We start from the raw sequence: 13,990 nt of genomic DNA, 5'->3' as shown, positions 1-13,990 counted from the left end.
TTCAGAAAACCTCATTTTCCATCGATGGTTGCCAGTCTCTCGAACTCGGCTGCGATGTCCTGCCAGGTCCAACCGAAAACGAAGTCCTGAGCGAGCAGGCCGATTCTGTTACGAAGTTCATTGTCTGTGACAAAATCGTCCATGCATTTTGCCAAGCCTTGAACGTCACCTTGCTCTAGCAGAAAACCAGTTTCACCGTTGCGGATAGCATCTTCGTTACCGCAGTTTAGACTGCCAATTGTCGGCACAGCCAACAAACCCGCTTCCAGGTGAACAAAACCAAAACCTTCAAAGGCATCGCCAACATTCTCTGAGGGCAGCAGATTGGCAATGGATGTCGCCACGATATGATTTTTTTCGTTCTCTGACACAAAGCCAGAGAATGTGATGTGATCGCTAATGTCCGCATTGGCAACATAGTCCATTACCTTCTTGACGTAGCTATCGTTGTGCGACTGTTCACCCACCACTACTAGACGAACATCCTGCCCCTTCCTTATTAGTATCTCTAGTGACTTTATGGCTCTCATTACGCCTTTGCGAGGTTTTAGGCCGCCGACGACGCAGAAGTGGTTTTCAGCCAGTTGCTGGGAAGGTCGAGATATAGGACTGGGCAAAGCAGCAAGTGGCACAACATGAATTTTCTCAGAAATCTGAGGTAGTCGAACCGACAGTCTTGCCTTTGTATAGTTGCTGACGGATATGATCGAGGCCGCGGCGCTGAATGCTTGCCTGTAAAGCATTGACTTTTTACAATCCAAGCATCGGATTGCATAGGTTCCGTGGATCACTAGCATCAATCGTTTCTTGAAGAGGAGTGCTGCTAAAGCACAAACTGGAGCGGAAAGCTCATCGGCAGCAACAATTACATCGGCTGCACGCCATTGCTGCCAATTTCTGATCAGGTCAACTATCAAGTCGCGCCTACGTACATTGAGGCGTCTATTGGATCTGATTTGAAAATCACTATTTTCGAGATCTGTTTTGGCACTCAGATTGCTAATCGCTAGCTTAGTTTCGATGTTCGCTCGTTGTGAAAGTGCCATACGGAGCATCGAGCAGTATTTGCCCCAACCGTCTCTTTGATCTGCACGTGTTCCTACAATCAGGATATTCACACTCAAACCTTAACTTCGATGATCATTGCTGCAGCAAAAAGTGAAGGCCAAACCGTCTTGAAGAATGGAATACCTTCATAACAGCAGATTGTTGATCTTTCTTCCAAGTCGAGCTGACGGAGCCACCACTTCATGTCACGAAGGGTCCAGAAGCGAAGATGTTCTCCTGGATGTGCTCGCCATTGCATTGGAAAGCGACCAAACAAAAGTCTTACTCGGTAGGGGAAATAACCAGTGTTTGGGACGCTAAAAAAAACTGATTTATTTGTCTTTGAGATTGTCAGTTTGAGTATTTTCTCAGGATTAGGAAGATGTTCTAGTATTTCGCAAAGTAGCACATGGTCATATCGTGAAGCCTCTCCAAAAAAGTTAGGATCAGATAGATCCATTTTTAGTGGTTTGAACCCATTTTTTTTCAAGTAGTTAAGGCAAATCTCCGAGTTTTCCGTGGGTGTCGCCTGAACGTTTTTGTTGTCTTGGATGTATTTAAGAATCTTCCCTTCGCCGCTAGCGATATCAAGGAGCGTTGAACCATCTTCAATACGTTCGGTCATCCATTCGGCACGAAAAGACTGAAACGAATTGAGCGAATGGTCGAATTGTCCGCCCTTTCGAATTTCCCAATAAGTATCGCTATTTTCAGAAATTTTGTTCATTTCTGGGGTGAAAAAAATAAGCCTAACTATCTCTCGAATAGTTTTTTTGATTTTTCTACGATAAGTCTTCAATTTGTTGGGCATTTCGTCTTTGGTCTGAGAGAACAATGAATCGATTCTTGCTGTGGTGCTCTTCGCTTTATAACAAGTCCGGAGAAGAGCGCCTTATTGCATTTTTCTTTGTGTTCCAAGCATAAGTGTTGACAAGAAAAAATTAAGTGGAATTGCCGCAGATTGTTGAGATTCCGCACAATGAGGCCCAAAAATGGTTTTTATCCTTGTGCTGGACTTTGCAGCAGCGTTTGCGTATTTGCCGTCCTTATCCGAAAGGGAAAGCGCGATTTAGTCGTGAGTGGTCTTTCTGGGTATGAGAAAGCTGCGTCGGTTGTTGCTAACAGGTAACATGATAGATGTTCGAAAAAACGTTGGCCAGTCTGGCCTATAAAATCCGGCGGAAGCTGGACCTCAAACTTATCAGTCTTAGTGGCATTCAACTCACGACCGATTTGCAGGATGTGCCCAAGGGTGTGCGGAAGCAGCTTTTTCAAAAAAGATATGAAAGCGAAGAATTGGAGCTGGTTCGCACGGCACTCGAACCTTCCGATCGCGTGCTTGAAGTTGGTGCCGGGATCGGGTTTATCGGAATCGCCTGTGCAAAAATCTGCGGTTCCGACAGTATTTTGTCTTACGAACCGAACCCTGCGATGAAACGGGTTATTGAAAAGAACTATGCGCTGAATGGGCTAGAGCCGAACTTACGCTGTAAAGTACTGGCTGTTGAGGCTGGCGAGATTGAGTTCTTTTTTGATGAAAGCGTCTTGTCCTCATCATTGATCGACCGCCAACATGGCGGTGCCACGCGCGTTCAGGCAGATGCCATTTCCACAGTGATCGATGAATATGCACCTTCAACGATCGTGATGGATGCCGAAGGTGCTGAAATCGATCTTCTTAGGAAGTGCAATCTGGATGGGGTCAATAAAATCATCATCGAGATGCATCCCCATATCGTCGGGCCCGAGAAGATCGACGCGTTGCGCAAGTATCTTTCCGACAAAGGTTTTTCGGAGATCAAGGCTCTCCGGAAGTGCTATTATTTTGATAGATTGACCTGATTTTCAGGCAATAACTGTTGTTAGGTTCCCGAGAATAGCAGTGCATCATACTTGGCGACTATGCCAGTTTCTGAATACTCGCGCTCAAGCCAAGCCGCGCCAGCTTCCTTCACGTTTTGAGACAGGTCATCTTCGCAAAGCATGCGTTCTATGGACCCAACCAATCTATCCACATCCCCACACGGACTGAGCAGTCCCGTCTTGCCATGCTCAATCAACCAGCTCGGGCCGGGCGAGGCGGTGGCGACGACGGGGAGGCCGGCGTTCCAGCCTTCCAGGACGACATTGCCGAGGGGCTCATCGTCGGTTGGACAGAGGAGAATGTCGGCGGCCTTCAAGAAAGGTGCCGGGTCGCGCTGCCAGCCAAGGAAATGGACCCGGTCTGTGACACCGCGCTTTTTGGCAAGTTCCTTCATGTCGTCCAGAAGTTCGCCGTCACCGATCAGCCAGGCGTGGACAGTCTCCGGCAGTCTTGCGACGGCCTTAATCGCAAGGTCGAACCGCTTGCGTTGCACGAACCGGCCCAGATGGATCAGCACGGTTGCATTGTCCGGTGTGTTGTAATCCGCACGGTTCACGGACCGCCTGTCTTCAGGCAGCGGATCGACAAAGTTGCTGATCACATGTGCCCGTTCCTCGGGCCAGCCCATCTCGATTGCCTGCCGGATGATCTCGGGCGTGTTGCCAATGAGCTGTTCCACATTGCCATAGGTGTGAAAACCGTCCGGCCAGTCGCCAAGGCGAAGGAACGTGCGCATGTCGGGGCCGGGCTTCGGCAACCATTTGCTGGCGGGGCTCATCCAGCCCATGGTCACGAGCGCGCCAAAGCTCTTGATCTGACGCGCGATGTTCCAGCGAATGACGTGGCGCTTGATATGTGATCGGCTGAAAGTCATCTCGCGCACCTCGCAGTGCTCTGCAAGTTCATCGCGCCAGGGCCGGTCCTTGCGAATAAAGGCGATCTGTTCGACGCCCCGTTTGGCAAATGCCCGGGTGAGACGCACGAAGAACCTCTCCGCGCCGCCGTCAACACCCAGGTGAATATGGGCAAGCTTCTTCAGGTGCAGGGGCGCATCAGTGGCCATCGATCACATCATAGTAATTGTGGGCACGGCCAAGCAGGCCACGCAAATTGCCGGACCCTTTCATCAACCGGATCAGGCCATAATAGTAAAGTTTTTCGCCGCGTTTTTTGGCAAAGGGCTTCAATGTGAAGCCTACGAGTGTCGCCAGCGACCCGAGAAACATGCGTCTGAGGCTTTTGGGGATGAAATGCAGCGCGGCTTTCAGCCGTCCTTCGCGCAAAACAATGTTGAATGCGCCGGAGGTGGCAGCCATGTGCATACGGCTGAGAAGCCGCCCGGTGGTGACACGCGAGGCTGGAATATCCTCTTCTACAAAGGCATCGTCCACCCAGATCATTTTGACACCGGCTGCGTGCGTGCGGCGAAAGAAGTCGATGTCCTCGCTGCCGAATGTCAGGCGTTCGTCAAAGCGAAGTCCAAGGCCGCTTTTGGCGACAATGCGAGCGCTCATCAGTATGTTGTTGGTCGGAGCCTCTGTTATTTCCGTGCCGGTTGGACGCGGTTTTAGCAGCTGGGATTTCCACCAGTGAGGCGCAGGTTTTTCGTAGATCCGGCGAACCGGTCCGTTGGCGACCTCAGCCTCGAACGCTCCACAGGCGGAAAGCAGTTTCTCGATCCAGTCCGGTTCGGCGCGTTCATCGTCATCGATAAGAGCGATCCAGTCCGGTTCTTGCGCAAGTGCAGCTTCCAGAGCGCTGTTTCGCGCAAAAGGAATACCTTTTCGCTTCTCGGCTGAAAAATGGACCGGCACGCTGAGTTTAGCATGCACGTCCGCCGCGGCGGCGCCGGTAAAATGCGGCTCAGCTTCGTTTTCAACGACTACCACTGACAATTCGGTCCCCGCCGGCCTGACCAGCTTTTCAAGGCTTTCCAGGCAGGACATCAGCATCTTGGGCCGCTGCGCGGTGCACACGGCAATGACCAGTTTCTGGGTCATGAGAAAAGCGCGATCATTTCATCAGGGTCGAAATTGTTCGGGCAGGGTTTGGCGTAACTGGTGACCGCTGTCAAAGGGTTTCCGGTCTTCGCCCCTTTCTATGTGCTCCAAGCCGCGCTAGGTTTCATGTCTAACCCTTTAAAAGCACCGCGAAAATCGTGGGCGTGTTCTGGGAGGAAACACATGAAGGGCATGATGATGCACCGTCCGCTGAAAATCGCGGACCTCATCACGTTCGCAGCGGAAAATCACCCGTCTGCAGAGCTCATCTCCGTACGGACTGAAGGTGACATTCACCGGACGACGTACCGGGAAACTGCCGGCCGGATTGCACAGCTTGCACACGCTTTGACAGCGCTCGGTGTGAAGGAAGGTGACCGGGTGGCAACGCTTGCCTGGAACGGCTATCGGCATTTTGAGCTTTACTATGCCATCTCCGGATCAGGCGCTGTATGCCACACCATCAATCCGAGACTGTCCGCCGAGCAGATGACCTATATTGTCGGTCACGCCAAAGATCGCGTTCTCTTTGTGGACCTGACCTTTGTGCCCATTGTCGAAAAGCTGCGGGCGCAGCTGCCGGAAAACCTGCAAGTCGTCGTAATGACCGATAGGGCGCATATGCCCGAGACAACGCTTGAAGGCGCGCTTTGCTATGAAGAGCTGCTGGATGGCCAACCGCAGGAAATCGACTGGGCGGACTTTCCAGAAGATCAGGCTGCCGGTCTTTGTTATACCTCCGGCACAACGGGGAACCCAAAGGGCACGCTGTTTTCCCACCGTTCAACGGTCTTGCATGCGTTAAGTCTGTGCGTGACGATCCCCAGGGTCTTGCGCGAAGGCGTCCGTATTCTGCCCGTTGTTCCCTTGTTTCATGTCAATGCCTGGGGGCTTCCCTATGCCGCGCCTCTGGCTGGGGCCAGCCTCATTTTCCCTGGTGGCGCGCTCGACGGCAAAAGCCTGTTCGACCTGATGGATCGTGAAAAGGTTTTTTCAGCCTGGGGTGTGCCGACTGTCTGGCTCGGGCTCTTGAACGAGATCAACCAGCGGGGTCACTTGCCGGACGGGTTCTCGGATATTGTGGTGGGCGGGTCCGCCGCCTCCCGGTCCTTGATTGAGGCCTTTGAACAAAAGAATGTCAACGTCTGCCATGCCTGGGGAATGACGGAGATGAGCCCGCTCGGCACCCAGTGCAATCTGCCACCTTCCATGGACGGGATGCCGGTTGACCAGCGTGTCGACCGGAAGCAGTCTCAGGGAAGGCGCGTTTTTGGGGTCGATCTCAAAATCGTTGACGACGACGGCAATCGTCTGCCGCATGACGGCTCAACACCCGGCCATCTCTATGTAAGGGGCAATACGATCACCTCCGGATATTTTGAGAACGAGGCAGCATCCAAGCCCGTTTTTGATTCAGAAGGCTGGTTTTGCACCGGTGACATTGCATCCATTGATCCCGATGGTTTCTTGCATATCACCGACCGTTCCAAGGATTTGATCAAGTCGGGCGGAGAATGGATCAGCTCGCTCGATCTTGAAAACATCGTCATGTCGCATCCGGGCATTGCCAACTGTGCCGTCATTGCTGTGCCGGACCCTAAATGGGACGAGCGACCGCTGCTGATTGTGCAGGCCCGTGAAGACGCGCAACCTCAAAAGCAGGATATCTTGGACCGGCTGGCGGAGCACGTCGCCAAATGGCAACTGCCGGACGATGTCGTATTTGTGGATACGCTTCCACTCACGGCGACAGGCAAGGTCTCAAAGCTCACCTTGAGAAAACACTATTCTGAGGGGACATCATGAGGCCTGACAGCGTGTTTGGCCTGGAAGGACAGATTGCCCTTGTAACCGGAGGAGCAACAGGCATCGGTAGAATGGCCGCTGAAGGCTTGATGGCCGCCGGCGCGAAGGTGTTTATCGTCAGCCGCAGGGAAGAAGCGTGTACTTCTGCAGCCGATGCCTTGAATTTGCTGGGCTATTCGGGGGAGGCAATCGGCTTTGGCGGGGATGTTTCGAGCGAAGAGGGTATAGACGCGCTGGTGCGATTGCTCGGCGATCGAACGGACAGGTTGAATATCCTGATGAACAATGCGGGCACCAGTTGGGGCACGCCGCTTGGTTCGTTTCCGTATCACGCCTGGGATAGGGTGATGCGCGTCAATGTCACCGGTCTTTTTCATCTGACGCAGTCGTTGCTTGCGCTATTGGAAACCTCGGCAAGTGACGACGACCCTGGGCGCGTTATCAACGTGGGTTCCGTGATGGGCGAAACGGCTCATGGTGACCGGGCATACAGCTACGCGGCTTCCAAGGCGGCTGTGCATCACTTGACGCGTATCCTGGCCAAGGAACTTGCGGAAAAGCGCATCACGGTGAATGCGCTGGCACCTGGTCCATTCATCAGCAACATGACAGCATTCGCCACTGCGGACGAGGAAGTCCGCAAGCGGGTCGGGGCGCAGGTCCCGCTTGGCCGTGTCGGCCGGCCGCAGGATATTGCCGCAGCATTGCAATATCTGTGCGGACCCGGTGGCTCATACGTGACCGGGGCAATTTTGCCGATCAGTGGCGGTATCAATGTCGAAACGGGTCCGGATCTTTTCCAGGAGGCGTATGAGTGACTGTATTGCTGTCGGCTCAGGCGCTCACAGTTGGGGAACTGGAACAGAAGGTTGGTCAGGAAGTTGGCGTGTCCAGCTGGCAGCAGATCGATCAAGCGATGATTGATGCCTTCGCAAATGTCACCAACGATCACCAGTTCATCCATGTCGATCCGGAAAGAGCGGAGAAAACGACGTTTGGCGGGACGATTGCGCACGGCTTTCTCACACTATCGTTGCTCTCCGCAATGGCTCAGGAGGCGCAGCCGACAATCATCGGTTCGCAGATCGGCATCAACTACGGGTTTGACAAGGTCCGCTTCCTGACGCCGGTTCGGTGTGGCGACAACGTGCGCGGGCGGTTTGTGCTTGCCGGTTTGACACGGCCAAAGATGGCTGAAATCGATGTTGTTTGGGATGCAACGGTGGAGATTGCCGACGCTCGGCGTCCGGCATTGGTGGCAAGCTGGCTCAACCGGTTTTTTCTGGCAAAGGATGCCGAGGATATAGAATGCTGAGTGACCGGCGATTACCGCCAGCCTTGCAAAATTTGCGTCTGCCCGCTGTGGCAGCCCCTCTCTTCATTGTGTCCTGCCCCGATTTGGTTATCGCACAATGCATATCGGGCATTGTCGGCAGCTTTCCGGCCTTGAATGCGCGGGATGAGCCGGGAGGCCCGGTGATGCTCGAAGTCTGGCTTCAGCAGATTACCGAAGCACTGGACCGCCACAATCAGGCACACCCGGACCGTCCGGCAGCGCCATTTGCAGTCAATCAGATTGTTCATCGGTCCAATGAGCGTCTGGAAAGGGATGTTGAAATCTGCGCGCGTTGGAAGGTGCCGATCTGGATCACTTCCATGGGTGCTCGTGTTGAGGTCAACGATGCTGCGCACTCCTGTGGAGGCATTGCCTTGCACGATGTCATCAACAATACCTATGCCCGCAAGGCGGTCGACAAGGGGGCTGACGGTCTGATTGCGGTCTGTTCGGGTGCCGGTGGCCATGGAGGGCCGCAGTCGCCATTTGCCCTTGTGCGGGAAATTCGAGAATGGTTCGACGGACCGTTGCTTCTGGGTGGCGCTGTCTCGACCGGCGAAGCGCTTTTGGCAGTAAAAGTTCTAGGTGCTGATCTCGGCTATGTAGGATCGCCCTTTGTTGCAACAGATGAAGCCAACGCCGAACAGGCCTATAAGGACATGATGGTGACCGGTGGTGCGGAGGACGTCATGACGTCAAAGCTCTTCACCGGACATCCAGCCAATTATTTGAAAGATTCCATTCGGAAGGTGGGTCTCGATCCAGACGCGCTTCCCGGAACCTGGGAAGTTAGCGTGATGCCCGATGACAGCAAGCTGCCCAAGGCCTGGCGGGAGATCTGGGGTGCGGGACAGGGCATCGGTGCGATAAAGTCCGTCGGTCCTGCATCGGAAGTGGTCGACAGGCTGGAAATGGAATTCCGCACCGCCCTAACCCGGCTGCGCTCTGAGTTGATTTGAGGGAGAGAGATATTGGCCAACATGGATCTGGGTATCTCCGACCGGGTACGCCCGCTGATCGAAAACGTCCGGCAAATGGTCGAAACCGAAATTGCGCCACTCGATCAGGAATATCACGAAGAGGTCGGTCGCCATCCGAGCGGCAACCGTTTTCGGATGACAGAGCGGCAGCTGGAAATCCTCGACCATCTGAAAGCTTTGGCAAAACAACGCGGACTATGGAATTTCTGGCTCACCGACAGTGACCGGGGCTTCGGGCTAACGACGGTGGAATATGCCTATCTGGCAGAAGAGATGGGAAAAGCCGGAATCGCGGCTGAAGTGTTCAATTGCAACGCGCCCGATACCGGCAACATGGAGGTTCTGGAACGCTATGGTTCCGACGCTCACAAGCAGCGTTGGCTGAAGCCGTTGCTGGAAGGGGAGATACGGTCTGCCTATCTGATGACAGAACCGAACGTCGCCTCCTCCGATGCCGTCAACGTGGCGCTTGAGGCGGTTCAGGACGGTGATGCCTGGGTGCTCAATGGCGAAAAGTGGTGGGCGACGGGCGCTGGCGACCCGCGCTGCAGCCTTTATATCGTCATGGCCAAAACCGATCCGGATGCACAAAAGCATTCCCGTCATTCCATGTTTCTTGTGCCTGCTGACGCAGCGGGTATTGAAATCTTGCGCCCGATGCGGGTTTTTGGAGCAGACGACGCACCTCATGGCCATATGCATATTCGTTTCACAGATGTGCGCGTGCCTGAAACCGATCTGGTACTGGGTCAGGGATGCGGCTTTGAAGTGGCTCAGGGGCGTCTCGGCCCGGGTCGAATTCATCATTGCATGCGGGCAATAGGCCAGGCTGAAAAGGCTCTGGAACTTTTGTGCAAACGTGCCCTGGACCGCGAGGCCTTTGGCAAGAAACTGGTCGATCTGGGCGCGAATTACGACATCATCGCGAATGCGCGCATGGAAATCGAAATGGCCAGGCTATTGTGCCTGAAAGCGGCCTGGAAGATGGATACAGTAGGCACACGTGCCGCCCAACCCTGGATCAGCCAGATCAAGGTTGTCGCGCCCTTGATGGCGCTCAAGGTTGTCGATGAAGCCATGCAGATGCATGGCGCTGCCGGAATAAGCCAGGATTTTCCGCTTGCCGGCATGTGGACCAATCTGCGGACATTGCGATTTGCCGATGGTCCGGATGCTGTTCATCGCCGTCAGGTCGCCAGGGCGGAATTGAAGAAACACACCAACAGCAAGGTTTGACCGGTGTCAGGCAAGGGAAGCGACCTGGATATCGACGCAGCGGCCCTCTGGCTGGAGCAGCATTTGACTGGATTTGCGGGCCCGGTCCAGGCAGAAAAGTTCAATCGAGGGCAATCCAATCCGACGTTTCACCTCAAAGCATCCTCTGGGCACTATGTATTGCGCCGAAAACCTCCAGGTGAGCTGCTCAAGTCAGCCCATGCTGTTGATCGAGAATTCAGGGTTCAAAGAGCGCTTGCCGGATCTGATGTGCCGGTCGCAAACATGCATGTTCTGTGCGAGGACATCGACATTATCGGCTCTTCCTTTTATGTGATGGAATGTGTCAGGGGCCGAAATTTCGATGATCCGCGTTTGCCGGAGCTGGATCGCGAAGCGCGGGCGGGCATCTATGCGGAGATGAACCGGGTTCTTGCCGCCATTCATTCAATTGATTTGGCTGCGCGTGGCCTTTCGGACTTCGGCCCCGCGGGTAACTATTACCGACGGCAGATTGATCGATGGAGCAAGCAGTATCGTTCCAGCGAGACCGAAACCATTGCTGCGATGGACGAGCTGATAAGCTGGTTGGACAACAATGTCCCGGATGACGACGGCAACCGGACCCTGGTCCATGGAGATTATCGCATTGACAATCTGTTGTTTGACGAAAACGGTGTCGCCTGTGTTGCAGTTCTTGATTGGGAGCTGTCGACAATCGGACATCCGTTTGCCGATCTTGCGGCGTTGATCATGCAATGGCAGCGCCCGCCCGGCGCGGAAGGGCGCGGTCTGGCTGGTGTTGACAGATCAGCGTTGGGCTTGCCGGAGGACCGGGCTTTTATCGACAGCTATTGTGAACGTATGGGCCTGCCTGGCATTCCCGGGTTTGGTTTCTACCTTGCCTTCTGCTTCTTCCGGATGGGAGCCATCCTGCAAGGTGTCAAAAAACGGGCGTTGGACGGAAATGCTTCCAATCCGGAACTTGGCCTGAAACTCGGGGCCAGTGTCCCGGACTACGCGTCCGGCGGTCTTGCGGCAACTCAGACAGTCTAAGGGTGCCTGGCCTCCTCAGGCGTTGCCGTTCATCTCTGCGAAAGTTCCGCCGTCTTTTGCGAGTTTGCGGAGAAGACCCGGAACCTGCCAGTAGTAGCCATCCTCGGAGGCATAGGCTTCGATCCTTCTGACGATTTCTTCAGCGCCTATCTGGTCTGCCGTGTGCATTGGACCGCCGCGGAAGCGGGGAAAGCCGTATCCGAACAGAAACACGGCATCAATGTCGATAGGACGCAGGGCAATGCCTTCTTCCAAGACCCTGGTTGCCTCCAGGATCATCGCGGTCATGAAACGGTCAGTGATTTCCTCAGCCGCAAAGGGGCGTGGCCTCACGCCGGCTTTGCTGCGTTCCTGGTCAATAATTGAGAGCGCATCCGGGTTGGGACGTGGACCTTCGGGCCCATAGAGATAGAAGCCTTTTCCGGTTTTGCGCCCAAACCAGCCCTTTTCACAAAGGCTGTTGGCAATTGGAATGTATCTTTCCTCGGATGGACGTGTTGCCGCGCGGCGTTTGTTGGCAGCCCAGCTGATGTCAAGACCTGCGAGGTCGGCAACCTGGTAGGGCCCCATGGCAAAACCGAAACCGGTCATGGCCTTGTCGATCTCTTCCGGTGCTGCGCCATCCATCATCATGAAGTCGGCGGCTCTCTTGTAAAACGTCATGATACGGTTGCCGATGAAGCCGTCACAAACGCCCGACCGAACGGCAATTTTCCTGAGTTTCTTGGCAAGGGAGAAACCCGTCGCTGCCGTCTCGGCACTTGTCTTGTCGGCGACGACGATTTCCATCAGGCGCATGATATGGGCAGGTGAAAAGAAATGCAGTCCGAGGACGTGTTCAGGTCTCCGGGTTGCCGCAGCGATCTGATTGATATCGAGATAGGAGGTGTTGGACGCCAGAACAGCCCCAGGTTTTGCAACGTCATCGAGCCTTCCGAAGATATCCTGCTTGACAGTCATGTCCTCAAACGCGGCCTCGATGATCATGTCGGCGTTGCTGAGGGCTGTGTAATCGGTGTCGGTATGCAGTTTCTCCGCAAGAATCTTGTCTCGCGCCTCGGCTGAAAGCTTGCCGCGTTTGACCGCGCCTTCAAGATTTCCGGCAATTGTTGCCCTGGCACGCTCGAGCCCGGCACCATCGCGTTCGGTCAGTGTGACCGGAAATCCTGCAAGCAACGCTGCGGTCGCAATGCCGGAGCCCATTGTGCCGCCGCCAATCACACCAATTTCATTGATATCAGTTGGTGTCGCGTTGGCTTCGGGTACCTTTGCAACAGCGCGTTCTGCGAAAAAGGCATGAATAAGCCCAGCCCGTTGGGGACTGTCCATGCATTGATTGTAAAGCCGTCGTTCTTCCTTCAGCCCCTGTTCAATCGGCAGCATACAAGCAGCAATGGCGTCGATGCATTTGTGCGGTGAAAACAAGTGGGGCTGCCGTTTGCGAAGGGAGCTGCGCATATCATCAAGAGCCTTGTCGTCCGCTTCGACGGTAAGTTCCCCTGTTTTGCGGGTCTTGAGACTGTTCCCGACGATTTGTTCCGCAGCTTGCAACGCAACTGCGCGAGGGTCTCCGTTTTGAATTCCGTCGATGAGCCCGACCTGCAAAGCTTCATCTGCCGAAATGGGCTTACCGCTCGTGGCAAGGGACAAGGCCGCACCGATACCGGCCAGGCGAGGTGCCCGTTGGGTGCCCCCGGCTCCCGGCAGGATGCCGAGGTTAACCTCCGGAAAGCCGACCTTTGTCCCTCTCAGCGCAATGCGCGCATGACAGGAAAGTGCAACTTCCAACCCGCCGCCCAAAGTGGTTCCATGAAGAACACAGACTATCGGCACCGGGCTGTTTTCCAAGATATTGCAGACGTCAGGCAGCCAGGGGTCTTGTGGCGGTTTGCCGAATTCCCTGATGTCCGCACCTGCAATGAAAGTCCGGCCATGGCCGTAAAGTGAGATGGCCTTTATGTCCCGTTCGTTTTGAAGCGTAGCAAGCGCTTCACAAAGACCGGATCTCACGGCGTGCGAAGCTGCGTTGACCGGTGGATTGTGGATGGCAATCAGAGCGATCTGACCATGCTGTTCGATTGAAACGACTTCATTTACATCGGTCTGCGAACCTGACTGCATAAACACCTCCCGTCGCCGCTCACCCGAACGGCTTTGGGCGGGATTGTCAGTCCCGCGAGACACTTGTCAAGTTGACCAAACGGAAACGCTTATGTTGCTGAAAGCTTCGGCGGGGCTTTGGGCGAAAATGAGCATCGGTCCGGTTTCAGATCGAGCAATGGTGTGCCGTTCAGGCAATCAAGGCCCCGCACAACCAAGGTTGCGCCATCAACCGAAACGAGTTTCGCAAGGACCGTGCCTATCGGGTTGGGTCTCACTGGAGATCTCAGGGCAAATGTTCCGAATACATTGTCACTATGGCCCGGGTTCTGCACCACGAGGTCACGCCGCGCCTTGTCGAGCCAATAAAGGATTTCGATCCGGTCGTAATCTTCAATGCCTTTCAGAGCCGGAACCCAGGGTTCGAAGACTTCAATCCGGCACTCCGGGCCGTCGATGTCTCCTTGCCTTGGACAGTCCTTGCGATCACTCCAGGGCGTATGAATTTTGCCGATGAAGCGAAGGCGGGCATCATCGGGGGCGGTCGTAGGAACCATGATTTCGTGGGGACGGACGTCGCTCATTT

General features: G+C 54.6%; 13 protein-coding genes. 7 read left to right on the top strand and 6 right to left on the bottom strand.

The window, feature by feature from the left end:
• Positions 1 to 11: 11 nt before the first annotated feature.
• The gene (locus ACZ1HV_RS14615) at positions 12 to 1,118 is read right to left on the bottom strand and encodes a glycosyltransferase family 4 protein (protein ID WP_472718450.1); all 1,107 of its coding nucleotides are present in this window, start codon (positions 1,116 to 1,118) and stop codon (positions 12 to 14) included.
• 2 nt (positions 1,119 to 1,120) lie between these two features.
• The gene (locus ACZ1HV_RS14610) at positions 1,121 to 1,882 is read right to left on the bottom strand and encodes a class I SAM-dependent methyltransferase (protein WP_472715568.1); all 762 of its coding nucleotides are present in this window, start codon (positions 1,880 to 1,882) and stop codon (positions 1,121 to 1,123) included.
• A 302-nt stretch (positions 1,883 to 2,184) separates the two neighbouring features.
• Between ACZ1HV_RS14610 and ACZ1HV_RS14605 the strand changes: the two genes are divergently transcribed.
• On the top strand, positions 2,185 to 2,889 hold the full coding sequence (locus tag ACZ1HV_RS14605) for an FkbM family methyltransferase (RefSeq protein WP_472715567.1): 705 nt from the start codon (positions 2,185 to 2,187) through the stop codon (positions 2,887 to 2,889).
• 20 nt (positions 2,890 to 2,909) lie between these two features.
• Here ACZ1HV_RS14605 and ACZ1HV_RS14600 read toward each other — a convergent pair whose 3' ends face one another.
• Positions 2,910 to 3,974 carry a glycosyltransferase gene (locus tag ACZ1HV_RS14600; protein WP_472715566.1) on the bottom strand — a complete coding sequence of 355 codons (1,065 nt, stop codon included), beginning with the start codon at positions 3,972 to 3,974 and terminating at the stop codon, positions 2,910 to 2,912.
• Positions 3,964 to 4,911, bottom strand: a complete 948-nt coding sequence (locus tag ACZ1HV_RS14595) for a glycosyltransferase family 2 protein (RefSeq protein ID WP_472715565.1) — start codon at positions 4,909 to 4,911, stop codon at positions 3,964 to 3,966. Before ACZ1HV_RS14595 ends, ACZ1HV_RS14600 begins: the two co-directional genes overlap by 11 nt.
• A 183-nt stretch (positions 4,912 to 5,094) precedes the next feature.
• Between ACZ1HV_RS14595 and ACZ1HV_RS14590 the strand changes: the two genes are divergently transcribed.
• The 6 genes from ACZ1HV_RS14590 to ACZ1HV_RS14565 are packed head-to-tail and all read left to right on the top strand — an operon-like array spanning position 5,095 to position 11,304.
• On the top strand, positions 5,095 to 6,717 hold the full coding sequence (locus ACZ1HV_RS14590) for a long-chain fatty acid--CoA ligase (protein WP_472715564.1): 1,623 nt from the start codon (positions 5,095 to 5,097) through the stop codon (positions 6,715 to 6,717).
• Positions 6,714 to 7,535, top strand: coding sequence for an SDR family oxidoreductase (locus ACZ1HV_RS14585; RefSeq protein WP_472715563.1), 822 nt, complete (start codon positions 6,714 to 6,716; stop codon positions 7,533 to 7,535). The genes ACZ1HV_RS14590 and ACZ1HV_RS14585 overlap by 4 nt, the downstream gene beginning before the upstream one ends.
• The gene (locus ACZ1HV_RS14580; RefSeq protein WP_298985824.1) at positions 7,532 to 8,032 is read left to right on the top strand and encodes a MaoC family dehydratase; all 501 of its coding nucleotides are present in this window, start codon (positions 7,532 to 7,534) and stop codon (positions 8,030 to 8,032) included. The genes ACZ1HV_RS14585 and ACZ1HV_RS14580 overlap by 4 nt, the downstream gene beginning before the upstream one ends.
• On the top strand, positions 8,026 to 9,012 hold the full coding sequence (locus ACZ1HV_RS14575) for an NAD(P)H-dependent flavin oxidoreductase (RefSeq protein WP_298821566.1): 987 nt from the start codon (positions 8,026 to 8,028) through the stop codon (positions 9,010 to 9,012). The genes ACZ1HV_RS14580 and ACZ1HV_RS14575 overlap by 7 nt, the downstream gene beginning before the upstream one ends.
• Positions 9,013 to 9,033: 21 nt before the next feature.
• Positions 9,034 to 10,269 (top strand): acyl-CoA dehydrogenase family protein, encoded by a 1,236-nt coding sequence (locus ACZ1HV_RS14570; protein ID WP_472718449.1) that lies wholly within the window; start codon positions 9,034 to 9,036, stop codon positions 10,267 to 10,269.
• 3 nt (positions 10,270 to 10,272) lie between these two features.
• Positions 10,273 to 11,304: a phosphotransferase family protein gene (locus ACZ1HV_RS14565; protein ID WP_298821561.1), complete on the top strand. Its 1,032-nt coding sequence runs from the start codon at positions 10,273 to 10,275 to the stop codon at positions 11,302 to 11,304.
• Positions 11,305 to 11,319: 15 nt separating this feature from the next.
• Here the strand turns inward: ACZ1HV_RS14565 and ACZ1HV_RS14560 are convergent, their stop codons facing one another.
• Together ACZ1HV_RS14560 and tsaA are read right to left on the bottom strand one after the other, a co-directional pair.
• Positions 11,320 to 13,425 carry a 3-hydroxyacyl-CoA dehydrogenase NAD-binding domain-containing protein gene (locus ACZ1HV_RS14560; protein WP_472715562.1) on the bottom strand — a complete coding sequence of 702 codons (2,106 nt, stop codon included), beginning with the start codon at positions 13,423 to 13,425 and terminating at the stop codon, positions 11,320 to 11,322.
• A gap of 89 nt (positions 13,426 to 13,514) precedes the next feature.
• Positions 13,515 to 13,988 carry a tRNA (N6-threonylcarbamoyladenosine(37)-N6)-methyltransferase TrmO gene (gene tsaA / locus ACZ1HV_RS14555; protein ID WP_472715561.1) on the bottom strand — a complete coding sequence of 158 codons (474 nt, stop codon included), beginning with the start codon at positions 13,986 to 13,988 and terminating at the stop codon, positions 13,515 to 13,517.
• Positions 13,989 to 13,990: the final 2 nt, after the last annotated feature.

Source organism: Roseibium sp. JB4-4 (genome assembly GCF_055693425.1).
Note: the sequence above shows the minus strand (reverse complement) of the source record. Positions and strands in the feature narration are given on the sequence as shown.

Excerpts from the sequence above, each read along its gene's own strand:
- ACZ1HV_RS14605 (WP_472715567.1), top strand. The coding sequence starts at position 2,185 with ATGTTCGAAAAAACGTTGGCCAGTCTGGCCTATAAAATCCGGCGGAAG.
- ACZ1HV_RS14600 (WP_472715566.1), bottom strand. The coding sequence starts at position 3,974 with ATGGCCACTGATGCGCCCCTGCACCTGAAGAAGCTTGCCCATATTCAC.
- ACZ1HV_RS14595 (WP_472715565.1), bottom strand. The coding sequence starts at position 4,911 with ATGACCCAGAAACTGGTCATTGCCGTGTGCACCGCGCAGCGGCCCAAG.
- ACZ1HV_RS14590 (WP_472715564.1), top strand. The coding sequence starts at position 5,095 with ATGAAGGGCATGATGATGCACCGTCCGCTGAAAATCGCGGACCTCATC.
- ACZ1HV_RS14585 (WP_472715563.1), top strand. The coding sequence starts at position 6,714 with ATGAGGCCTGACAGCGTGTTTGGCCTGGAAGGACAGATTGCCCTTGTA.
- ACZ1HV_RS14575 (WP_298821566.1), top strand. The coding sequence starts at position 8,026 with ATGCTGAGTGACCGGCGATTACCGCCAGCCTTGCAAAATTTGCGTCTG.
- ACZ1HV_RS14570 (WP_472718449.1), top strand. The coding sequence starts at position 9,034 with ATGGATCTGGGTATCTCCGACCGGGTACGCCCGCTGATCGAAAACGTC.
- ACZ1HV_RS14560 (WP_472715562.1), bottom strand. The coding sequence starts at position 13,425 with ATGCAGTCAGGTTCGCAGACCGATGTAAATGAAGTCGTTTCAATCGAA.
- tsaA (WP_472715561.1), bottom strand. The coding sequence starts at position 13,988 with ATGAGCGACGTCCGTCCCCACGAAATCATGGTTCCTACGACCGCCCCC.